The organism is Microbacterium sp. (genome assembly GCF_041909575.1).
GTDB lineage: Bacteria > Actinomycetota > Actinomycetes > Actinomycetales > Microbacteriaceae > Microbacterium.
Genome location: NZ_JAYRDE010000009.1, coordinates 24,425 through 46,167, shown reverse-complemented (window position 1 = coordinate 46,167; position 21,743 = coordinate 24,425). Strand labels below are relative to the sequence as shown.

General features: G+C 72.4%; 20 protein-coding genes, 1 tRNA gene and 1 pseudogene. 5 read left to right on the top strand and 17 right to left on the bottom strand.

From position 1 onward, the window contains the following. Together ACE3O1_RS02740 and ACE3O1_RS02735 are read left to right on the top strand one after the other, a co-directional pair. Positions 1-263 (top strand): annotated as a pseudogene (locus ACE3O1_RS02740) (winged helix-turn-helix domain-containing protein); the annotation flags it as partial. Further along, positions 260-1,171 carry a hypothetical protein gene (locus ACE3O1_RS02735; protein WP_374312175.1) on the top strand — a complete coding sequence of 304 codons (912 nt, stop codon included), beginning with the start codon at positions 260-262 and terminating at the stop codon, positions 1,169-1,171. The pseudogene ACE3O1_RS02740 and the gene ACE3O1_RS02735, both read left to right, overlap by 4 nt. Here ACE3O1_RS02735 and ACE3O1_RS02730 read toward each other — a convergent pair whose 3' ends face one another. The 12 genes from ACE3O1_RS02730 to ACE3O1_RS02675 form a co-directional block, all read right to left on the bottom strand. Then, complete coding sequence (locus tag ACE3O1_RS02730; RefSeq protein WP_374312173.1) at positions 1,172-2,266, bottom strand: DNA glycosylase AlkZ-like family protein; 1,095 nt, start codon at positions 2,264-2,266, stop codon at positions 1,172-1,174. It abuts the gene before it with no gap. Between the two features lie 12 nt (positions 2,267-2,278). Continuing rightward, the gene (locus ACE3O1_RS02725) at positions 2,279-2,848 is read right to left on the bottom strand and encodes a LemA family protein (protein WP_374312171.1); all 570 of its coding nucleotides are present in this window, start codon (positions 2,846-2,848) and stop codon (positions 2,279-2,281) included. Between the two features lie 82 nt (positions 2,849-2,930). Continuing rightward, positions 2,931-4,244 (bottom strand): D-arabinono-1,4-lactone oxidase, encoded by a 1,314-nt coding sequence (locus ACE3O1_RS02720; RefSeq protein WP_374312169.1) that lies wholly within the window; start codon positions 4,242-4,244, stop codon positions 2,931-2,933. Further along, positions 4,241-5,470, bottom strand: coding sequence for an alanine racemase (locus ACE3O1_RS02715; protein WP_374312167.1), 1,230 nt, complete (start codon positions 5,468-5,470; stop codon positions 4,241-4,243). Before ACE3O1_RS02715 ends, ACE3O1_RS02720 begins: the two co-directional genes overlap by 4 nt. 76 nt (positions 5,471-5,546) lie before the next feature. Beyond that, positions 5,547-6,359, bottom strand: coding sequence for a serine hydrolase (locus ACE3O1_RS02710; RefSeq protein WP_374312165.1), 813 nt, complete (start codon positions 6,357-6,359; stop codon positions 5,547-5,549). Position 6,360: 1 nt separating this feature from the next. Beyond that, positions 6,361-6,434: transfer RNA gene (locus ACE3O1_RS02705), tRNA-Leu, on the bottom strand. Between the two features lie 34 nt (positions 6,435-6,468). Continuing rightward, a complete protein-coding gene (locus ACE3O1_RS02700; RefSeq protein WP_374312162.1) occupies positions 6,469-7,929 on the bottom strand; it encodes an NAD(P)/FAD-dependent oxidoreductase in 1,461 nt (486 codons plus the stop codon). 21 nt (positions 7,930-7,950) lie between these two features. After that, on the bottom strand, positions 7,951-9,231 hold the full coding sequence (locus tag ACE3O1_RS02695; protein WP_374312160.1) for a S8 family serine peptidase: 1,281 nt from the start codon (positions 9,229-9,231) through the stop codon (positions 7,951-7,953). Further along, complete coding sequence (locus ACE3O1_RS02690; protein WP_374312158.1) at positions 9,228-9,746, bottom strand: DUF501 domain-containing protein; 519 nt, start codon at positions 9,744-9,746, stop codon at positions 9,228-9,230. Before ACE3O1_RS02690 ends, ACE3O1_RS02695 begins: the two co-directional genes overlap by 4 nt. Positions 9,747-9,808: 62 nt before the next feature. Then, entirely contained in the window at positions 9,809-10,339 is a 531-nt protein-coding gene (locus ACE3O1_RS02685; RefSeq protein WP_374312156.1) for a septum formation initiator family protein, read from the bottom strand. A 39-nt stretch (positions 10,340-10,378) separates the two neighbouring features. Continuing rightward, the gene (eno, locus tag ACE3O1_RS02680; protein WP_374312154.1) at positions 10,379-11,659 is read right to left on the bottom strand and encodes a phosphopyruvate hydratase; all 1,281 of its coding nucleotides are present in this window, start codon (positions 11,657-11,659) and stop codon (positions 10,379-10,381) included. Positions 11,660-11,770: 111 nt separating this feature from the next. After that, positions 11,771-12,439 carry an O-methyltransferase gene (locus tag ACE3O1_RS02675; protein ID WP_374312152.1) on the bottom strand — a complete coding sequence of 223 codons (669 nt, stop codon included), beginning with the start codon at positions 12,437-12,439 and terminating at the stop codon, positions 11,771-11,773. Between the two features lie 121 nt (positions 12,440-12,560). Here ACE3O1_RS02675 and ACE3O1_RS02670 point away from each other — a divergent pair, with 121 nt between their 5' ends. After that, complete coding sequence (locus ACE3O1_RS02670; protein ID WP_374312150.1) at positions 12,561-13,034, top strand: DUF4442 domain-containing protein; 474 nt, start codon at positions 12,561-12,563, stop codon at positions 13,032-13,034. Between the two features lie 13 nt (positions 13,035-13,047). On the opposite strand, the gene ACE3O1_RS02665 is transcribed toward ACE3O1_RS02670, so the two are convergent. Both ACE3O1_RS02665 and ACE3O1_RS02660 read right to left on the bottom strand, forming a co-directional pair. After that, on the bottom strand, positions 13,048-13,842 hold the full coding sequence (locus ACE3O1_RS02665; protein WP_374312148.1) for an SGNH/GDSL hydrolase family protein: 795 nt from the start codon (positions 13,840-13,842) through the stop codon (positions 13,048-13,050). 80 nt (positions 13,843-13,922) lie between these two features. Then, entirely contained in the window at positions 13,923-14,360 is a 438-nt protein-coding gene (locus tag ACE3O1_RS02660) for a YdeI/OmpD-associated family protein (protein WP_374312146.1), read from the bottom strand. 69 nt (positions 14,361-14,429) lie between these two features. On the opposite strand from ACE3O1_RS02660, the gene ACE3O1_RS02655 reads away from it, so the two are divergent. Then, positions 14,430-15,683 carry an APC family permease gene (locus ACE3O1_RS02655; protein ID WP_374312144.1) on the top strand — a complete coding sequence of 418 codons (1,254 nt, stop codon included), beginning with the start codon at positions 14,430-14,432 and terminating at the stop codon, positions 15,681-15,683. On the opposite strand, the gene ACE3O1_RS02650 is transcribed toward ACE3O1_RS02655, so the two are convergent. From ACE3O1_RS02650 to nhaA, 3 genes are read right to left on the bottom strand one after another with little or no spacing between them, the layout of a single operon-like run. Then, positions 15,667-16,932, bottom strand: a complete 1,266-nt coding sequence (locus ACE3O1_RS02650; protein ID WP_374312181.1) for a histidine--tRNA ligase — start codon at positions 16,930-16,932, stop codon at positions 15,667-15,669. The genes ACE3O1_RS02655 and ACE3O1_RS02650 overlap by 17 nt on opposite strands. Before the next feature lie 30 nt (positions 16,933-16,962). Next, a complete protein-coding gene (locus tag ACE3O1_RS02645) occupies positions 16,963-17,721 on the bottom strand; it encodes a MazG family protein (RefSeq protein ID WP_374312142.1) in 759 nt (252 codons plus the stop codon). Beyond that, positions 17,718-18,908 (bottom strand): Na+/H+ antiporter NhaA, encoded by a 1,191-nt coding sequence (gene nhaA, locus ACE3O1_RS02640; RefSeq protein WP_374312140.1) that lies wholly within the window; start codon positions 18,906-18,908, stop codon positions 17,718-17,720. Before nhaA ends, ACE3O1_RS02645 begins: the two co-directional genes overlap by 4 nt. 150 nt (positions 18,909-19,058) lie before the next feature. On the opposite strand from nhaA, the gene ACE3O1_RS02635 reads away from it, so the two are divergent. Further along, a complete protein-coding gene (locus ACE3O1_RS02635) occupies positions 19,059-21,731 on the top strand; it encodes a phosphoenolpyruvate carboxylase (protein WP_374312138.1) in 2,673 nt (890 codons plus the stop codon). The last annotated feature ends 12 nt before the right edge of the window (positions 21,732-21,743 follow it).

Below are 21,743 nucleotides of genomic sequence, written 5' to 3'. Positions count from 1 at the left end.
TCAAGGCCGATCGCGCCGCCTCGACGCTGCGCGTCCAGTCCGCATGGTGGGAGCACGGCCGGCCGGCGGATGCCGAGGCCCGCGTCGCCGACGAGCTCCGCGCGGCGGCGCGGTGGCAGTCTCTGGAGCGCATCTCGGTCTCGGGGTGGGGCGACGCCGTCGAGGATCTCGCGGGCGCCCTGCCCGAGGCATCCCGCCACGAAGCAGGTGCGCCCGAGCCCGTCGCGCTGTCCTCCGAGGAGCCCGCTAGCGTGGAACCGTGAAGCACGGGGCGATCGTCGGCATCGTCGTCGGTGCGGTGGTCCTCGCTGCGGTGGCCGCGACCGGCGTCTGGTGGCTCTCGTCGCGTCCCGACACGGCGGATGCCGCGGCTCTGTCGTACCTGCGCGCGCTCGAGGCCGGCGATGCCGACGCCGTCGACGCAGCGCTCGCCGCCCCGCTGGACGACGCCGCGCGTGCGGCCTTCGCATCGGCGGGCGTGTACCTCCGCGATCCGCGGATCGAGTCGGTCGACACGACCGAGGGCCGTGCGGTCGTGAGGGCGGAGGCCGACCTCGGCGGCACGCGGCACCCCATCGCGGTCGTCCTCACGGCGCGAGACGGCGGCTGGGCCGTGGCGCCGGAGTCCCTTGCGACGCTGCGCGTGGACACGAGTCCGGGCGACGCGGCGTGGGTGGGAGACGCGCTCCTGCCGGCAGACACCGACCTCGACCTGCCGCCTGCCCGGTACGTCGTCGAAGCGGCGCCCCGCGGCATCCTTGCGGGCACCCAGACGGCGGATGTGATCGGCGGCGGCGAGGTGCTGGTCGTCGAGCTCGACGCCGCTCTCGCGCCGGAGGCCACCGCGCTGGCACAGGAGCAGCTCGACGCGTACGTCGACGCGTGCACCGTGGACGCGTCCGAGGTGCCCGAGAACTGCGGCATCCGCGTGCCGTGGGCGGCCGATCTCACCGCGCTCGAGAGCATCGCGTTCCGCATCGACGAGCGTCCCGAGGTGACCCTGTCCCCCGACGGCACCGGCTTCGATGCGACGGGCGGCGTGATCGTCGCGACGGCGACGGGCCCGTCGCGCTCCGGCGGGACGGCGTCGTACACCTATCGGGCCGACGACTGGGCCCTGCGCGGATCCGTGACGTTCACCGGCGATGAGATGGTGCTGTCGGTGCGCTGATCACGCCTCCGGCAGGCCCCGCACCTCGAGCCCGAGCCAGCGCGCGAGGTCGCGGATCTCACCGTCGACGGCGCGCGCGGTCGCGGGATCGAACGGCGCGTCCTCGTGCACCGCGTTGACGACGAGCACGCCGCCCTTGCGATCCGCCTTCGCGTCGAGCTTTCCCACGAACCGGTCGCCGTGCAGGATCGGCAGCGCGAAGTAGCCCCAGCGCCGCTTCGCCGCGGGCTTGTACATCTCGAGCAGATACTCGTAGTCGAACAGCTCCTCGAGACGCCGCCGATCGAACACCAGCCGGTCGAACGGGGACAGGACCGCGGTGCGGCCCGAGAAGTCCGCGACCTCGTCGACGGCCGCCGGATCGACACGCCAGATGCCGGCGGTGCCCTCGACCGACGCCTCCTCCCCCACGGACCCGACATCGATCGGCTCGATGGGCTGTGCGAGGCTCTTCGGCCGGGCGATCCCCAGCGACGTCAGCCGGCGCTCCGCACGCTCGCGCGCCGCATCCTCGGCGGATACCTCGGGAACGTCCGTCGGGTAGACGCGCTCGGCCAGATCGAACAGTCGCCCACCCGCGTCGCGCGCGGCGATCGCCACGTCGCCGTGCAGCACGAGCATCTCCAGCATCTGCAGCGTGTTGCGGTTGTTCGTCCACCCCGACGAGCGCCACGACACCTGCGCGGTGTCGGGGATCTCGGCGGGCCGGAGCGGACCGTCGGCTCGGAGCCGGTCCATGACCTCCTGGCGGAACACCGCATTCGCAGCGAGCCAGTCACGCGCCTCGCGGGACCGGGGGCGGCCGGCCATCTCTGGCCGCAGCAGCGGCAGATCGGCCATCGTGCGGTAGAAGCCGCCCCACTCGAACAGAGCGCGATCCTCTTCGACGAGGCGCGTCAGATCGGCCGGCTGATAGGGCCAGCCGAGGCGCGACCACAGGATGAGATCGGCGCTCGGCGCCACGGCGGCGGTCGGCTCGATGTTCACGACGGTGAGGGCGTCGACCGTCTCGACGATGCCCGCCGGACGCTCTGCCCCGAGCAGCTGAGCGCGCACCGCGATGCGGCGGGCCTGCTCGCGGGTCAGGTCATGCACATCCGGCTCGCGTCAAAACTGCACGCGCGGCGGCTCCGAGATCGCAGCGCCGTCGATCACCTCGAAGAACTCGCGCTCGTGGAAGCCCAGATTGCGGGCGAAGAGGTTGTTGGGGAACACCTTGATCTTGGTGTTCAGCTCGCGCACGCCGCCGTTGTAGAAGCGGCGGGAGGCCTGGATCTTGTCCTCGGTGTCGACGATCGACTGCTGCAGCTGGAGGAAGTTCTGACTGGCCTGCAGCTGGGGGTATGCCTCCGCCACGGCGAACAGCGATCGCAGCGCCTGCTGCATGTGCCCCTCGGCGACCCCGGCCTCGGCAGGACCGCCGGCGGTGAGGGTCTCGGCCCGGGCACGCGTCACGTTCTCGAAGACGGCTTTCTCGTGCGCGGCGTAGCCCTTCACGGCCTCGATGAGGTTGGGCAGCAGGTCCGCCCGCCGCTTGAGCTGGACGGTGATGTCGCTCCAGGCCTCGTCGACACGGACGTTGAGCTGAACGAGCGAGTTGTATGTCGCCCACAGGTAGATCCCCGCGATGGCGATCAACGCCACCACGATCACCACCGGGATCAGCACTTCCCACATAACCGTGACTCCGTTCGAGGTTTCCCTCATCCTAGCGACGGCGGCCGTCGGCGCATGAGCCGGTGTCGAGGACTCTCAGCCGTTACCCACCGAGCACGCGTTCGAGGTAGGGATTGGCGAAGAGGCGGTCGGGATCCCAGCGATCGCGCAGCGCCGTGAAGTCGTCGAATCGGGGGTACCGCTCGCGCAGGATCGACGCATCCAGCGTGTGCATCTTGCCCCAATGCGGTCGTCCGTCGAAGGCCAGCATGATCTGCTCGACGGCCTCGAAGTACTCCCGCGGGTCCTCGCGCCAGTAGCGGTGCACGGCGATGTAGGCCGAATCGCGTCCGTGTGCAGTCGACAGCCACCGGTCGTCGGCGGCGGCGAATCGCACCTCGACGGGGAACGAGATCCGCCACCCTCGGTCGTCCACGAGTGCACGCATCGCGTCGAAGGCCGGTCGCAGGTTCTCGACGGGCAGGGCGTACTCCATCTCGCGGAAGCGGACGGACCGGGAGGTCGCGAAGACGCGGTGCGAGGCATCCGTGAACTCCCGGTTGCCCCACATCTTCACCGACAGGCGGTTGATGCGCGGGATGGTCGCGGGGATCGTCTTGGCCACGGTGCACGCGACCTGGTGCAGGCCGTTGCCCACGAGGGTGTCGTCGATCCACTTCCCGAGGGGCGGGAGCGGATGCCGCGGCGCGCTCTCGGGGAGGCGGGTGTTGGTCTTCGTCATGGCACGGTCGGTGTGCGGGAACCAGTAGAACTCGAAGTGATCGGCCTCGGCGACACGTGCTTCCAGGCCGTCGAGCACCGTGACGAGGTCCTCGGGCTGCTCGACGGCGTGCAGCACGAACGCGGGGACGCACTGCACCGTGACGTCGACGAGGATCCCGAGCGCGCCGAGGCCGAGCGCGACCGCCGGGATGAGCTCCCGGTTCTCGTGCTCGTTCACGGCGAGCAGGTCGCCCGATGCCGTGACGAGCGTCGCGCCGACGACCTGCGCGGCGATGCCGCCGAAGCGCGCGCCGGTGCCGTGCGTGCCCGTCGAAATGGCACCGGAGATCGACTGGCGGTCGATGTCGCCCAGGTTCTCCATCGCGAGGCCGTAGGGGGCGAGCAGCGTCGGGACCTCGTGAAGGCGCGTGCCCGCGCGCAGCGTCACGCGAGAGCGCTCGACGTCGACGTGGACGAGGCCCGTCAGGTCGGAGAGATCCAGGAGCACGCCGGGCGCGACGGCGATGCCGGTGAAGCTGTGGCCCGCGCCCACCGCCTTGACCGGGATGCCCTGCGCCGCGGCGGCGGACACCGCGCGCTGGACGGCCTCGGCCGTGCGGGGGAACTCGACCCGTCGCGGCCGCACGGACTCGGACCTCGCCCAGTTCTGCCACGTTCCGCCGGGTCGTGTCACAGGAATGCCTTTCCTTCGCCGCGGTAGGTGGGGACCTCGCCGACGAGGTCCGCGCCGTCCACGACGTGGTAGCGATCGACGCGCTCCGCGAGCTCGCCGCTCTTGGAATGCCGGAACCACACGCGGTCGCCGACCTTCAGGTCGCGTGCGGCGGCCCCCTTCAGCGGGGTCTGCACCTCGCCCGCGCCTTCGCGCGACATGGTCTGCAGGCCAGGAGGCCACACCGGCAGGGGCTGACGCGAAGCGACCGCCGGGCCGGAGGCGATCCATCCGCCGCCGAGGACGGTGGCGATGTCGTCCTGGGGCTTGCGCACCACTTCGAGGGCGAACGCGGCCGCGGGCGCGAGATCGAACGAGCGGTAGCCGTCGAAGAGGTGCCCGGCGAGCAGGCCGCTGCCGGCGGTGAGCTCGGTGACGGCCTGATCGGTTGCCGTGTACTCGAGCGATCCGGTACCGCCGCCGTTGACGAACTCGAGGGGCGCCACGTCGCGCAGTGCCGCGACGATCTCCCCCCGCCGCTGCAGCAGTTCGGCCGAGGAGCGCCGCTGCATCCAGCGGATGACCTGGTCGCCCGATCCCGTGGCGTCGCCCTGGCCGGCGATCTGCGCCTCGTACATCATCAGTCCGACGAGCCGGAAGCCCGGTCGCGCGGCGATCGCCCGGCCGAGGGCCGCGACCTCGCCGGGCTGGTGGACCGGGGAGCGGAACACCCCGATGTGTCCGAGGCCGGGAGCCTGCCACGATGCGTCGGCGTCGATCGCGAGCCGGATCTCGGGCCGCGTGTGCGGCGCGGCGATGGCGTCGATCAGGTCGAGCTGGGCGAGGTCGTCGACCATGAGCGTGACCCGCGCGGCGGCGCGCTCGTCGGCGACGAGAGCGGCGATCGCCGCGCGATCCGCGGTCGGGTAGCCGAGCACGACGTCGTCATGGGTCTCTGCGAGCCACAGCGCCTCGGGCAGGGTGAAGGCGAGAATGCCGTGATACCCGGCCATCGCGAGCGTCGCATCGATCACCTCGCGCACGCGGACCGACTTGCTCGCCACGCGGATGGGCACGCCGCCGGCGCGCACCACCATGTCGAGCGCGTTGTAGCGCAGGGCGGGAAGGCTGAGGGCGGCGACCGGGCCGGAGATCCCCGACACCGCCTGGGTCAGGGCACCCCAGTAGGACCCTGGATCCTTCCAGGGCTCCGCCGCCGTGTGCGAGGACAGCAGGTCGAGGCTCATACGGCCCGCTCCGGGTGCGCGCGCATGGGCCCCAGCCTAAGCCCCGGCGGTACCGGCATCCGTCCCCTCCCGAGGATCACGCGGCGAGTCGTGCGCGCAGGCCGTCGCCGAACGCGCGCATGGCCGCGAGCACGTCGTCGCGCGTACCCGGCGAGCCGTGATCAGGCCAGTGCGCGATCGCGGCGAATGCGAGCGACCGCCCGCCCGCCGCGACCACGCCGACGTCGGCGCGGACCCCGGCATCGGTGCCGGTCTTGTTCCACAGCCGGATCCCGCGATCGGGCTCCCGGTGCGCGAGGGGGTCGAGCCCGAACGCACCGGCGGCCATGGACAGGTCGGTGCCCAGCGCGAGCCAGCCGGTCACCTCGGCGCTCACGCCGGGATCGACGACGTCGCCGCGATGGAGCCGTGCGGCCAGTCCGGCGAGCTCGGCGGCACTCCCCCGCGACAGCATCGGCGGATGCTGCGGCCCCCGCTCGTCGCGCACGCGGTCGAGCAGCGCGCAGTCGGCGAGTCCGAGTGCGGCCGTCGTGCGGGAGACCGCGTCGAGTCCGACGAGATCGAGGAGCGCGTTCGTCGCGAGGTTGTCGCTCACCGCGCCGACCAGTCGCGCGGCATCGGACGCCGTGAGGGATGCGGCATCCATCACCTGCCATAGGCCCGAATCGGCGACCGGCTCGTCCCCTCGGTCGACGAGTGCACGCCGGTCGAGCTCCCCCCCGGCGAACCGACGGGCGATCTCGACGAGCAGCAGCACCTTTCCGACCGACGCCGTCGGCAGCACGCGGTCAGCGTGGTACGACCAGAGGACGGTGCCGGATGCCGCGTCCCGCACGCACGCCGACCAGTGGAGCCGCGCCTCGGGGTCGTCGGCGAGCACTTCGAACACGTACCCCCGCTGGGACTCGAACCCAGACTGAAGCGATTTTAAGTCGCCTGCCTCTGCCGATTGGGCTACGGGGGCGCCGCGCCTGCGCGACTCCTCCACGGTAGCGGTGTCAGCGCGCGGCGCCGGCCTTCGCGGTCTTCTTCTCGGCGGTGACCTTGTCGGCGACGACCTTCTCGGGCTTGTCCGCGGCTTTGCCCGCCCCGCGCGGCTCGGCCGGCGGCGTGATCGCGGGCTGGACCGGGCGCGGGCGCGCCGCGAACTCCTCGAAGACGTAGCGGGGGTTCTGCACCGTGGACAGGTTCACCATGTCGCGGCCGAGCCAGAAGTTGTTCCACCAGCCCCACAGCACGCGCCACTTGCGCTCCCACGACGGCATGGCCAGGCCGTGGTAGCCGCGGTGCGCGAGCCACGCGATCGGTCCCTTGAGGGCGAGGTTGCCGGACTGGAAGACACCGACCCACAGGCCCAGGCCCGCGACGGCGCCGAGGTTCTTGTGGAAGTACTCGCGGGGCACCTCGCCGCGGAGCACCGCGACCAGGTTCTTCGCAAGGAGCTTGGCCTGGCGCACCGCGTGCTGCGCGTTGGGCACGCAGTAGCCGCCCACGCCGCCGCCGGACAGGTCAGGCACGGCGGACACGTCACCGGCCGCCCACGCGCCCTCGACGACCTCTTCGGCGGTGCCCACGCGCAGGTCGGCGCGGGTCTGGATGCGACCGCGCTCCTCGACGGGCAGGTCGCCGCCGCGCACCACCGTCGGGTTCGCCATGACGCCGGCCGTCCAGATGATCAGGTCGCTGGGGATCGTCTCTCCGGTGGACAGCTCGATGTTGCCGTCGATCGCGCCGGTCACCTGCGTGTCGAGGTGCACGGCGGCGCCGCGCTGGGCGAGGTTCTTCAGCACCCACTCGCTCGTCTTCAGCGACACCTCGGGCATGATGCGCCCCATCGCCTCGATGAGGTGGAAGTGCGTGTCGTCGAACGTCAGCTCCGGGTAGCTCTTCACCAGCGACGAGGCCAGCGAGCGCAGCTCGGCGAACACCTCGATGCCCGCGAAGCCGCCGCCGACGACCACGACGGTGAGGAGGCGGTCGCGCTCCGGGCCGGCGGGGAGGGTCGAGGCCTTGTCGAAGTTCGACATCAGGCGGTCGCGGATCGCGACGGCCTCCTCGATGGTCTTCAGGCCGATCGCGTTGTCGGCGATGCCGGGGATCGGGAAGGTGCGCGACACGGCGCCCGCGGTGACGACGATCTGGTCGTACTCGAGCTCGTACGGATCCCCCGCGATGGGCGTGATCGTCGCGACCTTGTTCGCGTGGCTGATGCCGGTGACCTTGGCGGCGACGACCTTCGTCTTCTTGAGGTGACGACGCAGTGCCACCACTGAGTGGCGCGCCTCGATGGAGCCGGCGGCGACCTCGGGGAGGAACGGCTGGTACGTCATGTAGGGCAGCGGGTCGACGATCGTCACGTCGGCCTCGCCCTTGCGCAGGAGCTTCTCGAGCTTCCAGGCCGTGTAGAAGCCTGCGTATCCGCCACCGACGATGAGGATCTTGGGCACGGTGTTGGTCACGGTTTGGAGGCTCCTCCGGGGTCAGCGGCTCGGCGCGCGGGACGTCAATCGGATGCGTCGGACAGCAGCAGTGACGCCGAGCGCCACCAGTATAGCCGCCATCGTGGCCAGCGAGAGCGGCAGGGTGCCGTACAGCACGGTGTCGCGAGAGGGCAGGAGAGGGGATGCCGCGGGCTCGACGGCGTCGGCCGGGGGAAGCGGGGCGACCTCGACGGGCTCGGCCGGACGCGAGGGCACCGGATCGCTCTGCGCGCGGCGGTAGACGCGGATCCACTCCGAAAGGCTCCCCATCGGGTTCTCGTCGACCAGCGGCACCGACGCGGTCACGGCGGCCGCGGCATCCACCAGTCCGTAGCCGTAGAGCGGATCCGGGACCGCACGCGCGCCGGCCGCGGGACGCGCGGTCTCGATGATGCGGTTGATCACGTTCTCGGCGTCGAGGTCGGGGTGCGCCGCCCGCACCAGCGCGGCGATCCCCGCCACGATCGGCGCGGCACCGCTGGTGCCGTTCCACAGCACGAGCCGGCCGTCGGCCGACACGCCGACGAGATCCTCGCTCGGCGCGGAGACGCCGATCGTGATGCCCTGCGTCGACGCCTCCACGCTCGCGCGCCCCTCCGGGTCGACGCCGGCGACCGTGAGCACGCCCGGGATCGTCGCGGGAGCACCGACGCGCGTCGTCCCGCTTCCCCGGTTGCCTGCTGCCACGACGATCACGACGTCGTTGTCCATCGCGTAGAGGAACGCGTCGTCCCAGGACTCGTCCCAGTCCGGTGCGTTGGTCGTCAGCGACATGTTGATGACGTCGGCGCCGTTGTCGACCGACCAGCGGATGGCCTCCGCGATCTGCTCGGTGAAGCTCCGGGTCGCCGCGGCTCCGAAGCCGACGGACACCGACAGCAGGTCCGCCTCCGGAGCGACCCCGATCATGCCGGCACCGGGCCCCGTGCCGCGTCCGGCGGCCAGCGAAGCCACCCAGCTGCCGTGGTTCGAGTCGACGGCGCCGACGGGGGTGCGCCCGTCGTCCGAGCCGATGCCCGAGACGTCGGTTCCTCCCACGACCGCCCCGTCGAACTCGACGGGGCCCCTGCCGATGCCCGTGTCGATCACGGCGATCGTCACGCCCTTGCCGCGGCTCGTCTTCCAGGCCTCGTCGATGCCGTACTCCTCGAGCCAGTACTCGGCCTTGCGAACGGGATCCTCCTCCGGCGCCTCCGGTGCGGCCGCAGCCGGCGGCGCCGCACCGAGGAGGGTCAGTGCGACGGCGGACGCGGCGACAGCCGCGAGGAGGCGACGGGTCATCCGGCCGTCCCGGGCTGGGTGCACACGCAGCGCTCCGGTGACCAGGACGACCGCTCCAGGGCGCGGTCGCCGATGGGGTTGACGCCCGGCCCGGCGGCCAGGGCATGTCCGGCGAGCGCGTGCAGGCACTTCACCCGCGTCGGCATGCCGCCGGCGGAGATGCCCGCGATCTCGTCGACCTCGCCGTACACGGCCCGGTCGGCGAGGTAGGCCTCGTGGGCACGGGCGTAGGCGGCCTGGACGTCGTCGTCGGCTGCGAGCTCGTCACTGAGCTCACGCATGACGTGGTCGGCCTCGAGCACCGACATGGCGGCCGTCGCCGCCGGATGCGTCAGGTAGTAGAAGGTCGGGAACGGCGTGCCGTCCGGCAGCCGCGGGGCCGTGGCCACCACGGTGGGGTTGCCGCACACGCAGCGCGCGGCTATTCCGACGACACCCCGCGCGGGTCGGCCGAGCTGCTCGCGCAGCACGGCGAGATCGGCCTCGCTGGCAGGGGGGAACGGCACGGACGTCACGTCGGCAAGGCTACCGGCGGCGGCTGGGACACCGCTGGACCGTAACGGGCCGCGATCGACCCTCAGGGTGTGGTCGACGGTGTCGGCTCGGGGTCGGGCACCCCGACGGTCGGCGTCTTGACGGTCTGCGCGAGCCCGGCCTCGGTCACGGAGCGGACGAGCTGCGACATCCAGTCGGTGCGCGTCTGCTCGACGTCCTCGCTCACCGGCGCCTGCTCCTGCGGTGCGAGCTCGGGGGGCAGGTCGTTGTCGACGAGGTAGACGACCTCGCCGGGGCGCACGTAGTACAGCCGCTCGCGGGCCTGCGTGGTGATGTACGCCGGGTCGCTCCATCGCTCGCGCTGCGACTGGAGCTCGGCGACCTCGTCGCGACTGAGCTCCACAGCGGCCTCGAGCGCGGCGATCTGCTGCCGCTGATCCACGTAGGTGCCGATCGTCGGGACGAGCACGAACGCGGCGAGCACGACCAGGCCGAGCATGATCACCATGAAGCCGGAAAGGCGGATGCCGCCGAGCCAGCCGCGCACGTCGACCGGTCGCCGCTCGGGGCGGCGTCGGGAGGCACGAGAAGGGGGAGCCGTCGTCTTGGCCACGGCTCCCCCTCTCGTCAGTGTGCGATGCGCGTCAGCGCCTCAGCCCTGGAAGCGCGGGAAGGCCGCACGGCCGATGAACGTCGCCGCGTCGCCCAGCTCCTCCTCGATGCGCAGAAGCTGATTGTATTTCGCGACGCGCTCGCTGCGGGCGGGCGCGCCGCTCTTGATCTGACCGGCTCCGGTCGCGACGACGAGGTCGGCGATCGTGGTGTCCTCGGTCTCACCGGAGCGGTGCGACAGCATCGCCGTGTACCCCGCGCGGTGCGCCATGTCGACGGCGTCGAGGGTCTCGGAGAGCGTGCCGATCTGGTTCACCTTGACCAGCAGCGAGTTGGCCACGCCGCGCTTGATGCCGTCGGCGAGGCGCGTCGGGTTCGTGACGAACAGGTCGTCGCCGACGAGCTGGGTCCGGGTGCCCAGCGCGTCCGTCAGGGCCTTCCAGTTGTCCCAGTCGTCCTCGGCGAGCGCATCCTCGATCGTGACGATCGGGTAGTCGTTCACGAGGCCGACGTAGTACTCGGTGAGCTCGGCGGCGGTCCAGTCCTTGTTGTCGAGGCGGTACACGCCGTCGTTGAAGAACTCGGTGGCGGCCACGTCGAGGCCGAGGGCGATGTCGCTTCCGGGCGTGAAGCCGGCCTTCTCGATCGCCTTGACCAGGAAGTCCAGGCCCTCGCGGTTGCTGGGGAGGTCGGGCGCGAAGCCGCCCTCGTCGCCGAGGCCGGTGGCGAAGCCCGCGGCCTTCAGCTCGCCCTTGAGCACGTGGTACACCTCGGTGCCCCAGCGCAGCGACTCCGAGAACGTCTCGGCGCCGATGGGCGCCAGGAAGAACTCCTGCATGTCGATGCCGTTGTCGGCGTGCTCGCCGCCGTTGATGACGTTGAACAGCGGCACGGGGAGGATGTGCGCGTTCGGGCCGCCGAGGTAGCGGAAGAGCGGCAGGTCGGCGGAGTCCGCGGCGGCCTTGGCGACGGCGAGCGAGACACCGAGGATGGCGTTCGCGCCGACGCGCTTCTTGTTGTCGGTGCCGTCGACCTCCAGGAGGATCTCGTCGACGATGCGCTGCTCGCTGGCGTCGACGCCCTCGATCGCGGGGCCGAGCTCGTCGATGACGGCCGCGACCGCCTTGAGCACGCCCTTGCCGCCGTAGCGGCTCTTGTCGCCGTCGCGCAGCTCGTACGCCTCGAAGGCTCCGGTCGATGCGCCGGAGGGGACGGCCGCGCGCTGGACGATCCCGTCGTCGAGCAGCACCTCCACCTCGACGGTCGGATTTCCGCGCGAGTCGAGAATCTCGCGTGCGCCTACAGCCTCGATCAATGCCACGGGAAAGCTCCTAGTTCGTGGGCGGGTGGTGATGCGGAGCGTCGTCGGTCCGCGATCGAGTCTAGTGATGAGGATGCCCCGGCCACAGGCATCCCGACATCCCCCGTCGTCTCACACGACGATCGCGAGTGCGACGCCGTCCCAGCCCTTGAGGTCGAGGGTCTGCAGGGCTGTGGCGTCGAATCGCGGGTCGCGGCCCAGCATCTCCAGTCCCCGCTGCACGCCGATGACCTGCGGGTTCTCGGTGGCCGGGTTCGCGACCTCTCCCCCGCGGACGGTGTTGTCGACGACCACGACCGTGCCGGGACGCCCGAGGCGCGCCGCCCAGTCGAGGTAGATCGTGTTGGACTCCTTGTCGGCGTCGATGAAGACGAGGTCGAACGGCTCGCCCCCGTCGAGCGTCGGGAGCACGTCCGCGCCCCGGCCGAGCAGGATCTCGACCTTGCCGCCCACGCCGGCGCGGTCGAGGTTCGCGCGGGCGACCTCGGCGATCCGCGGCTCGGCCTCGATCGTCACGACGCGGCCGTCCTCGGGGATGCCGCGGGCCATCCAGATCGTGGAGTAGCCGCCGAGGGTCCCCACCTCGAGGACGCGACGCGCCCCGCTGATGCGGGCGAGGAGGTGGAGGAGCTTGCCGTTCACCGGGGCGACCTCGATCGCCGGAAGTCCCGCGGCGTTCTGGTCGGCGACCGCCTCGTCGAGGCCGGGATCATGGCCGATGAGGGTCGCGGTGAGGTAGGCGTCGACGCGCCGCCACTGGTCGGGGGTCGGATCGCTCATGGGCCCAGCCAACAAGCGCGCCGCCCCTCCCGTCAAGGGACGCGGCGGCGCGGAAGGCGCCGATTGTGGAACGCAGACAACGGATGAGGCGGTCCCCGGCCCGCCTCTGCAGGATGGGCGGATGCGAATCACACCCCGCCGACTGGCCGTCGGGATGAGCCTGTGGGCGCCGAACCTGTGGAGCGGCATCCGCGTCAGGAGCTTCTCCGACGACTGGACGCACGCCACCGTCGAGCTGCACGTCAACGTCATCACCCGCAACTACGTCAAGACGGCGTTCGGCGGCTCGATGTCGGCGATGACCGACCCGTACTTCTTCATGCTGGTGATGCATCAGCTCGGCCGCGACTACGTCGTGTGGGACACCCGCGGCGAGATCGAGTTCGTCAAGCCCGGCCGCGGCGTGCTGACCGCGCACTTCGAGGTCACGCGCGAGCGCGCCGAGGAGCTGCGGGAGCGCGCCCGCGGCGGCGCGAAGGTGCTCGAGTGGTTCGAGACCGAGATCACCGACGCCGCGGGCGACGTGGTCGCCCGGGTGCGGCGCGAGGTCTACGTGCGCGAGAAGAAGCGGGTGACCGCGGCCGTCTCGGCCTGACGTCCTCCCGCGCTCACCCGGCGGCCGCCGCCCCGAGTGCGGCGAGGACCGCGGGCAGCAGCGCCTCGGCGGTGCGGCGGTAGCCGAGGGCGCTCGGGTGGAACCGATCGAGGCTGAACATCTCGTCGGGCTGCGTGATGAAGAACGGACCGACCGCGCGCCGCAGCGACACGACGTGCGCGCCGGCGCGGCGCCCGGCGTCCGCCTGCGCCGACGCCAGCTGCCGCGACATGCGCGACCCCAGCGCGCGCAGCGGCTGCGGCACGGGGCGCAATGCGCCGAGATCCGGGCAGGTGCCCACGACGACCTCGGCCCCGCGTTCGCGGAGCCGCCCGATCGCGTCTGCGAGGTGGGCGGTCGCGACCGGGACCGGGACGCGGTGCGTGACGTCGTTGCCGCCGACGACCACCACGGCGACGTCGGGGCGGCAGTCCTCCGGCAGGCCGTCCAGCTGCGCCGCGAGCGTCGACGACTCGCCCCCGACGATCGCTGCCGTGTGCAGCCGCACCGGGCGTCGCGTCGCGCGCGCCACGCCCTTGGCCAGTCGCGCGCCGAACGTGTCCTTGGGGCGCAGCGCTCCGAGCCCCGCCGCGATCGAGTCGCCGAGCACGACCAGCTCGACGGGCGTCCCCTCGTGGCGACGCCCCCAGACGCGATCGGCGTCGAGCGCCTCCTCGCCCAGCGGCTTGCCGATCCGGCGTCGCGCGATGCGCGCCTGGCGATGCAGCACCGCCCGTGCGCCGGCCACGGCGGCACCCGCGGCGACCACGGCCGCGGCGCTGGCGGCGACGGCACGACGGCGGCGCATGGCGACATCCGACCCCGCCCGCGTGAACGGCCGGCGTCGCGCCGGTGACGACGCGGTGCCCGCCCGACGCGGGCCCGGGCTCAGACGCGGAGGTCGTCCACGACCGCGGCGATCCGACGCTCGCGCGTCTCGGTCTTCTTGGCCTCGGCGACGCCGCGCGCCAGCTCCTTGCGTCGGGTGTAGGTGAGCGCCTCGAATGCGGCGCGCGCCCCCGCGGCGTCGAGGGCGGCGGCCAGCTGCTCCGGCACGTCCACCTCGCGCTCCTGCTGATCGAGAGCGACGGTCGCCTCGACCTCGTCGCCGAGGTCGACCCCGAGCTGCGCACGGTTGGCTTTGGAGATGCCGATGAGGTTGCGCCCGTCCATCACGCCCAGCCGCAGTCGCGCCGAGCGCTCGCCGATGCCCACGACGACCGCCGCGCGCTTTCCCCCGCCGAGCTCGGCGACCTGCTCGTCGGTCAATTCGATGGCGGTGGCCGGACCGAACGGGACCAGCACGGTGCGGATGTGCAGCGTCATGCGTCGATCATGGCGCACGCCGCCGCATCCGTCTCCGCTTCGTTCTCCCGCGGCGGCTAGGGTTCGCTCGTGAGCACTCCTTCGCTGCAGCGCCGGCTCGGCCTCGCGGACGCGGTCTTCCTCGGCCTGGGCTCCATGATCGGCGCGGGGGTGTTCGCCGCGTTCGGGCCGGCGGCGGCCGCGGCCGGCTCGGGGCTGCTCATCGGGCTGGCGCTCGCGGCGATCGTCGCGTTCGGCAACGCCACCTCCACCGCGCAGCTCGCCGCCGTGCACCCGACCTCGGGCGGCACGTACGCCTACGGACGCGCGGAGCTCGGGCCGTGGTGGGGGTTCGTCGCCGGCTGGGGGTTCGTCATCGGCAAGATCGCGAGCTGCGCCGCGATGGCGCTGACGTTCGCCGCGTACGCCGCGCCCCCGGGCTGGGAGCGGCCGGTCGCGATCGTGGCGGTCGCGGCTCTCGCGACCGTGAACTGGTTCGGGATCACCCGCACGGCTCAGCTCACGCGCGTGATCGTCGTGTTCGTGCTGCTCACCCTCGCTGTCGCGGTCAGCGCGGGCGCCACGGCGCCCGACGCGCCCGGCTGGCTGGCCCCGGGCGCCCTGTGGTCCGGCGGGTGGTACGGAATCCTCCAGTCCGCGGGACTGCTGTTCTTCGCCTTCGCCGGGTACGCCCGCATCGCCACCATGGGCGAGGAGGTGCGGGATCCCGCGCGCACCATTCCGCGCGCGATCGTGCTGGCGTTCGGCGGCGCGCTCGTGGTCTATGCCCTGGTCGCCGTCACCGTGCTCTCGACGCTGGGCCCGGCGGGCACGGCTGCCTCGACCGAGCCCGTGGCCGCGGCGACGGCCGCCGCCGGCTGGGCATGGGCCGAGCCCGTCGTGCGCGTCGGAGCCGCCGCCGCGTCGCTCGGCGCACTCCTCGCCCTCATCGCGGGGATCGGGCGCACTTCGTTCGCCATGGCCCGCGAGGGAGATCTGCCGCGGTACCTCGCGGCGGTCCATCCGCGGTGGCATGTACCGCACCGCGCGGATGCCGCCATCGCCGCCGTCGTCATCGTGCTCGTCGCGCTGGTCGACCTGCGCGGGGCGATCGGCTTCTCGTCCTTCGGCGTGCTGCTGTACTACCTGGTCGCCAACGTCGCGGCCTTCCGTCAGCGCGGAGACGCGCGCCGGTACCCGCGGGCGCTGCAGGTCGTCGGCGCCGTCGGCTGCGTCGTGCTCGGCCTGACCCTGCCGTGGCAGAGCGTGCTGGCCGGAGCGATCGTGGCCGCGCTGGGCGTCGGCTACCGGATGCTGCGCCTCCGCCTCACCCGAGCGGCTTGACCTCGAGGGACCCTGCCCCGGAGGCGACCGTCGCGAACGACGTGTAGCCATCGGCCGCGGCGCGCTCGAGCAGGGCCTTGAGGTTCTTGGTGCGATGCTCCAGGCGCACCCGCGAGCCCGCGGCCACGAGTGCCGCCTTGTGGGCGAGGAGCTCGCTGTCGGGCACGTCCCGGTCGTGGACGAGCACGATCGCGGCGGCCCCGTCGCCCTCGGCGGCGTCGACGAGGTCGACGATGCGCTCGAATCCGATCGAGAATCCGACCGCGGGAACGTCCTGGCCGAGGAACCGGCCGATCATGCCGTCATAGCGTCCGCCGCCGCCGAGCGAGTAGTCCGCGGACGGGTGCGCGAGCTCGAAGATGGTGCCGGTGTAGTACCCCATGCCCCGCACGAGGAACGGGTCGAACACGAGCGGGATGTCGGCGAGCGCGTCACCGGCGACGCCGCGGGCCGCCGCGACGGCGGATCCGATCCCCACGAGGTGCGCGACGACGTCGTCCGGGGCGCCGGCGGGGAGGAGCTTCCGCACCTGGCGCTCCCCGTACGGGTGGTACTCCATCGTCATCGGGCGCGTCAGGAACTGCTCGAACGCGTCCACCGCGGACGCCGTCGCGCCGCGCTCGCGCAGCTCGGTCGCGACGCCGGCGGGGCCGATCTTGTCGAGCTTGTCGATGGTGATGAGCACGCCCGGGCGCTCCTCGGCGGCGAAGCCGAAGGAATCGAGCATCCAGTCGAGCACGCGGCGGTCGTTCACGCGCACCTGACCGCCCTCGAGCCCGAGGGCGTCCAGCGTGTCGAGGGTCGCGACGATGAGCTCCGACTCGGCGCGGGCCGAGGCATCCCCCATGATGTCGATGTCGCACTGCACGAATTGGCGGTACCGGCCCTTCTGCGGGCGCTCCGCGCGCCACACGGGTGCGATCTGGATCGAGCGGAACACCGTGGGCAGCTGACCGCGGTTCGTCGCGTAGAACCGCGCCAGCGGCACCGTCAGGTCGTAGCGCAGGCCGAGGTCGGTGAGCTGGGCGGGATCGTCGGCCGCCGCCGCGATCGCCGCGGCGTCGAGGCCGCGCTTGAGCACGTTGTAGGCGAGCTTCTCGTTGTCGCCGCCGATGCCCGCGTGCAGCCGCGCGTGCTCCTCCATGACCGGCGTCTCGATCTCGTCGAAGCCGTGCGCGCGGTAGCGCTCGCGGATGACGGCGAGCACGCGCTCGCGCCGGGCCTTGTCGGCGGGGAGGAAGTCGCGCATGCCGCGCGGCGGGTTCACGGATGCCACGCTCTAGTTTCCCAGATGCCCGGGGTCCGACGCCGCCGCGGCCGCCTCGGCCGCCTCTGCCCCCCGGATCTCGCCGGTCAGCGCCCGGAGCCGCTCGCGCAGCGCGCGCTCGGCATCCCACCCCTGCGCCCGCGCGGTGGCCACGAGCGCGAGCAGCGCGTCGCCGAGCGCGGCCTCGGAGGTCACCGGATGCCGAGACCCGGGATCTGCGTCGAGCCCCGGTGCGTCGTCCGGTGACTCGGCGGGGATCCCGGGATTCGGCGCGGCCGGCTCGATCCGCACGCCGACCGAGGCTGCTTTGCCCAGGAGCTTCTGCGCGAGGGCGAGGGACGGCATCCGCTCGCTCACGCCGTCGAGCACGCTCGTGCGGGCGCTCTTCTCCTCGGCCTTCGCGGCGTTCCAGTGCACGAGCACCTCCTCGGGCGTGCGCGCCACCGCGTCGCCGAAGACATGCGGATGCCTCCGCACCATCTTGTCGGTGAGCCCTTGGGCGACGTCGTCGATGTCGAAGGGGTCCTCGGGGTCGCGCGAGGCGATCTCGGCGTGGAACAGCACCTGCCAGAGCAGGTCGCCGAGCTCCTCGCGCAGCTCGGCGCGGTCTCCCTCCTCGACGGCGTCGATGAGCTCGGCGCTCTCCTCCACGAGGTACGGGACGAGCGCGCGATGGTCGATCTGCTGGGTCCACACGCAGCGGTCGCGCACCGCGCGCATCGTGTCGGCGGCGGCCCGCAGCGGGTCGGGAGCCTCGAGGGGACCGCTCATGCGATCTGGCCTTCCGTCGGGTGCGCCGGGTGCTCGTCGGCCGCCGCCGGCTGCGTGCGCCGGTAGTGCCGGGCCCGCGCGGCCACGAGGATCGCGGCGAGGACGATCGAGATCATCGACCCGCCCAGGACGCCGAGCGTCGCCTCGTCGCGGATCACGGGGGCACCGGCGAAGGCCAGCTCGGAGAGGAGGAGCGAGACCGTGAACCCGATCCCGCCGAGCGCGCCCGCGGCGAGCAGGTCGGCGAAGGACAGGTGCGGCGCGGCGCCGCGGCTGCCCAGGCGCAGCGAGATCCAGCCGGCGATCGAGATGCCGACGATCTTGCCGACGGGCAGGGCGACCAGCACGCCCCAGAAGGCCGGCGACAGCTGCGACGGCGACACCGACGGGATGACCACGAGCGCGGCCGAGAACGCGAACAGCGGCAGCACGATGCCGTTGACCCACGGCTCGAGCTCGTGGCGCGTGCGCAGCGCGGGGCGCTGCGCCATCGCCAGCCCGAGGGCGACCCCGGCGATCGTCGCGTGCACGCCCGACTCGTACACGAGCACCCAGGTCGCGATGGCGAGCAGGACGAGCACGATGGCGATCGGCACCCGCGCCCGGGTGTCGAGCCGACGGCTGAGGACCCCGAAGAGCACGACCGCCAGCGCGGCGAAGGCGAGGAGCCCGATGTTGACGTCGTCGGTGAAGAGCACGGCGATGAAGACGATGCCCACGATGTCGTCGAGGATCGCGAGGGCGAGCAGGAAGATGCGGATGCCGGAGGGCAGGCCGCGGCCGAACACCGCGAGCACCCCGAGCGCGAAGGCGATGTCGGTGGCCGTGGGGATCGGCCAGCCGTCGACGGCGTCCGAGCCGACCGCGAAGATCAGGTACACCACGACCGGCACGACCACGCCGCCCGCCGCCGCGATGGCGGGCTGCAGGGCCTTGCGCGCCGAGTTCAGCTCGCCGTTGGTCAGCTCGTACTGGAGCTCGACGGCCACGATGAAGAAGAAGACGGCGAGCAGGCCGTCCTGCACCCAGTGGCCCACCGACATCTCGAAGACGCCCGGGATGCCGAGATAGGTCTCCTTGACGCCCGCGGCGGCGGGGCCGAGCGGGGAGTTCGCGATGATCAGCGCGAGGATCGCCGCGCCCAGCAGCACGATCGCGGGGAACCGCGCAGAGCGTAACAAAGACATCCGGGGGTCCTTCCTCCCAGCGTCGACGGGGGTCGCCGCGCCTCGCCGACCAGACTTCCCGGCACTCCTGCGGGCAGTCTAGCGACGGCCGGGCGTCACACGAGGCCGCGCGTGACGTCGGCGAAACACCGGCGGGCTAGCGTGGAACCCATGCGCGAACTCACCCAGACCGAAGCGATCGACCTCGTCGGGCGCTTCGAGGCCGAGCAGGAGATCCCCGAGAGGATGCGCGCCGACGTGCGCATGCTGGGATCGCTCCTCGGCCAGGTGCTGCGCGAGAGCGGTTCGAGCGGCCTCTACGACGACGTCGAGCGCCTGCGGATCGCGACGATCCAGGCCTACACCGACGAGACGCCCGAGGCGTTCGCACGCGCCGCCGCCATCGCGGACTCGTTCACCGTCGAGCGGGCCGACGAGGTCGCGCGCGCGTTCACGGCCTACTTCCATCTCGTGAACCTCGCCGAGGAGCACCAGCGGGTGCGCATCCTGCGCGAGCGCGACGGCCGTCCCGACCGCGAGCAGGCGACCGACTCCGTCGCCGCCGCCTTCGTGCGCCTGGCCGCGGAGGTGGGCGACGACACCGCGCTCGAGCGGCTCCAGTCGCTGCGGTTCCACCCCGTCTTCACCGCGCACCCGACCGAGGCCCGCCGCCGTGCCGTGTCCTCCAGCATCCGTCGCCTCGCGACACTGCTCGAAGAGCACGACGCGTCGCTGCGCAACGGGGCCGACCAGCGCCGCGCCGAGCGCCGCATGCTCGAGGAGGTCGACACCCTGTGGCGCACCGCCCCGCTCCGCCCCGAGAAGCCGTCGCCCACGGACGAGGTGCGCGCGGTGATGGCGGTGTTCGACGAGACGCTGTATACGGCGGTCCCCCACGTCTACCGCAGAGTCGACGACGCCCTGCAGGGGCCGGGAGCCGGCGGACGCGCACCGGTGGTGCGGCCGTTCGTCCGGATCGGCTCGTGGGTCGGCGGCGACCGCGACGGCAACCCCTTCGTGACGGCATCGGTGACCCGCAAGGCCGCCAAGATCGCCAGCGAGCACGTGCTCCTCGGCCTCGAGCGAACCGCCAGCAGGATCGGCCGCACCCTCACCCTCGATGCCGCCACGACACCGCCGAGTGCGGCGCTGCTCGCCCTGTGGCAGCGGCTGTCCGCCGCCGACGAGGATGCCGCCACCGACATCGCCAAGCGCTCCCCCAACGAGCCGCATCGGCGCATCCTGCTGCTCCTCGCCCGGAAGCTGGCCGCCACGCGCGAGCGCAACGCCGATCTCGCCTACCGCGATCCCGAGCACCTGCTCGCCGACCTGCGGGTGGTGCAGGAGTCGCTCGTGCAGGCGAGGGCCCCGCGCCAGGCCTACGGGCACCTCCAGCAGCTGCTCTGGCAGGTCGAGACGTTCGGCTTCCACCTCACCGAGCTCGAGGTTCGCCAGCACTCCGCGGTCCACGCAAAGGTGCTCGCCGAGCTCGACGCCGGCGGTGCGCGCAGCGAGCAGACCGACGAGGTGCTCGACGTCTTCCGGTCGATCGCGTTCCTGCAGGAGCGCTATGGCCCGCGTGCGGCCGGGCGCTACATCGTGTCGTTCACCCAGTCCGCCGACGACCTCGCCGCCGTCCACCGCCTCGCCCGCTACGCCGTCGGCGACGAGGGCGTCGTCCCGGTGCTCGACGTCATCCCGCTGTTCGAGACCTTCGCCGACCTCCAGGCCGCGCCGCGCATCCTCGCCGAGATCGTCGGGCATCCGGAGTTCTCCGCGCGCCTCGAGGCGACCGGCCGCCGGCTGGAGGTCATGCTCGGCTACTCCGACTCGTCGAAGGACGTCGGACCGGTGGCCGCCAACCTCGCCCTCTACGAGGCGCAGGCCGCCATCTCGGCGTGGGCGCGCGAGAACGCCATCGAGCTCACCCTGTTCCACGGCCGCGGCGGCGCCCTCGGCCGCGGCGGCGGGCCCGCGAACTCGGCGATCCTCGCGCAGCCGCCGCACTCGGTCGACGGACGGTTCAAGCTCACCGAGCAGGGCGAGGTCATCTTCGCCCGCTACGGCGACCCCGCCATCGCGATGCGCCACATCGACCAGGTCGCCGCGGCCATCCTCCTGGCCTCCGCGCCGTCGAACGAGGAGCGCAACCGTGCCGCCGCCGAGCGGTACGCCGACGTCGCCGCCACGCTGGACGAGGCATCCCGCGCCCGCTTCTTCTCGCTCGTGAAGGCGCCCGGCTTCGCGCCGTGGTTCGCCCGCGTGACGCCCATGGAGGAGATCGGCCTCCTCGCCCTGGGCTCGCGCCCGGCCAGGCGTGGACTCTCGGTCGAATCGCTCGAGGACCTGCGGGCGATCCCGTGGGTGTTCGCCTGGACGCAGGCGCGCATCAACCTCGCCGGCTGGTTCGGCCTCGGCACGGCCCTGGAGGCCGTCGGCGACGAGCCGCTGCTGCAGCGGGCGTACGACGACTGGCCCCTCTTCCGGACGCTGATCGACAACGTCGGGATGAGCCTCGCGAAGGCCGACGACCGCATCGCGCGTCACTACCTCGAGCTCGGCGACCGCGACGATCTCGCCGCGCTCGTGCGCGACGAGATGGCGCTCACCCGCTCGTGGGTGATCCGGATCACCGGCGGCACCGAGCTGCTGGCGAACAAGCCGGTGCTCCAGCGTGCCGTCAAGATGCGCAGTCCCTACGTCGACGCGCTGTCGCTGCTGCAGCTGCGGGCGCTGCGCGCGCTGCGCGACGCCCCCGAGGGCGCGCCGGTGGACCCCGAGCAGCAGCGGCTGCTGCTCCTCTCGGTCAGCGGCGTCGCCGCCGGACTGCAGAACACCGGCTGACACGCGCGTCGC

Excerpts from the sequence above, each read along its gene's own strand:
- ACE3O1_RS02725 (WP_374312171.1), bottom strand. The coding sequence starts at position 2,848 with ATGTGGGAAGTGCTGATCCCGGTGGTGATCGTGGTGGCGTTGATCGCC.
- ACE3O1_RS02715 (WP_374312167.1), bottom strand. The coding sequence starts at position 5,470 with ATGAGCCTCGACCTGCTGTCCTCGCACACGGCGGCGGAGCCCTGGAAG.
- ACE3O1_RS02695 (WP_374312160.1), bottom strand. The coding sequence starts at position 9,231 with ATGACCCGTCGCCTCCTCGCGGCTGTCGCCGCGTCCGCCGTCGCACTG.
- ACE3O1_RS02675 (WP_374312152.1), bottom strand. The coding sequence starts at position 12,439 with ATGAGCGATCCGACCCCCGACCAGTGGCGGCGCGTCGACGCCTACCTC.
- ACE3O1_RS02670 (WP_374312150.1), top strand. The coding sequence starts at position 12,561 with ATGCGAATCACACCCCGCCGACTGGCCGTCGGGATGAGCCTGTGGGCG.
- ACE3O1_RS02665 (WP_374312148.1), bottom strand. The coding sequence starts at position 13,842 with ATGCGCCGCCGTCGTGCCGTCGCCGCCAGCGCCGCGGCCGTGGTCGCC.
- ACE3O1_RS02660 (WP_374312146.1), bottom strand. The coding sequence starts at position 14,360 with ATGACGCTGCACATCCGCACCGTGCTGGTCCCGTTCGGTCCGGCCACC.
- ACE3O1_RS02650 (WP_374312181.1), bottom strand. The coding sequence starts at position 16,932 with ATGCGCGACTTCCTCCCCGCCGACAAGGCCCGGCGCGAGCGCGTGCTC.
- ACE3O1_RS02645 (WP_374312142.1), bottom strand. The coding sequence starts at position 17,721 with ATGAGCGGTCCCCTCGAGGCTCCCGACCCGCTGCGGGCCGCCGCCGAC.
- nhaA (WP_374312140.1), bottom strand. The coding sequence starts at position 18,908 with ATGTCTTTGTTACGCTCTGCGCGGTTCCCCGCGATCGTGCTGCTGGGC.
- ACE3O1_RS02635 (WP_374312138.1), top strand. The coding sequence starts at position 19,059 with ATGCGCGAACTCACCCAGACCGAAGCGATCGACCTCGTCGGGCGCTTC.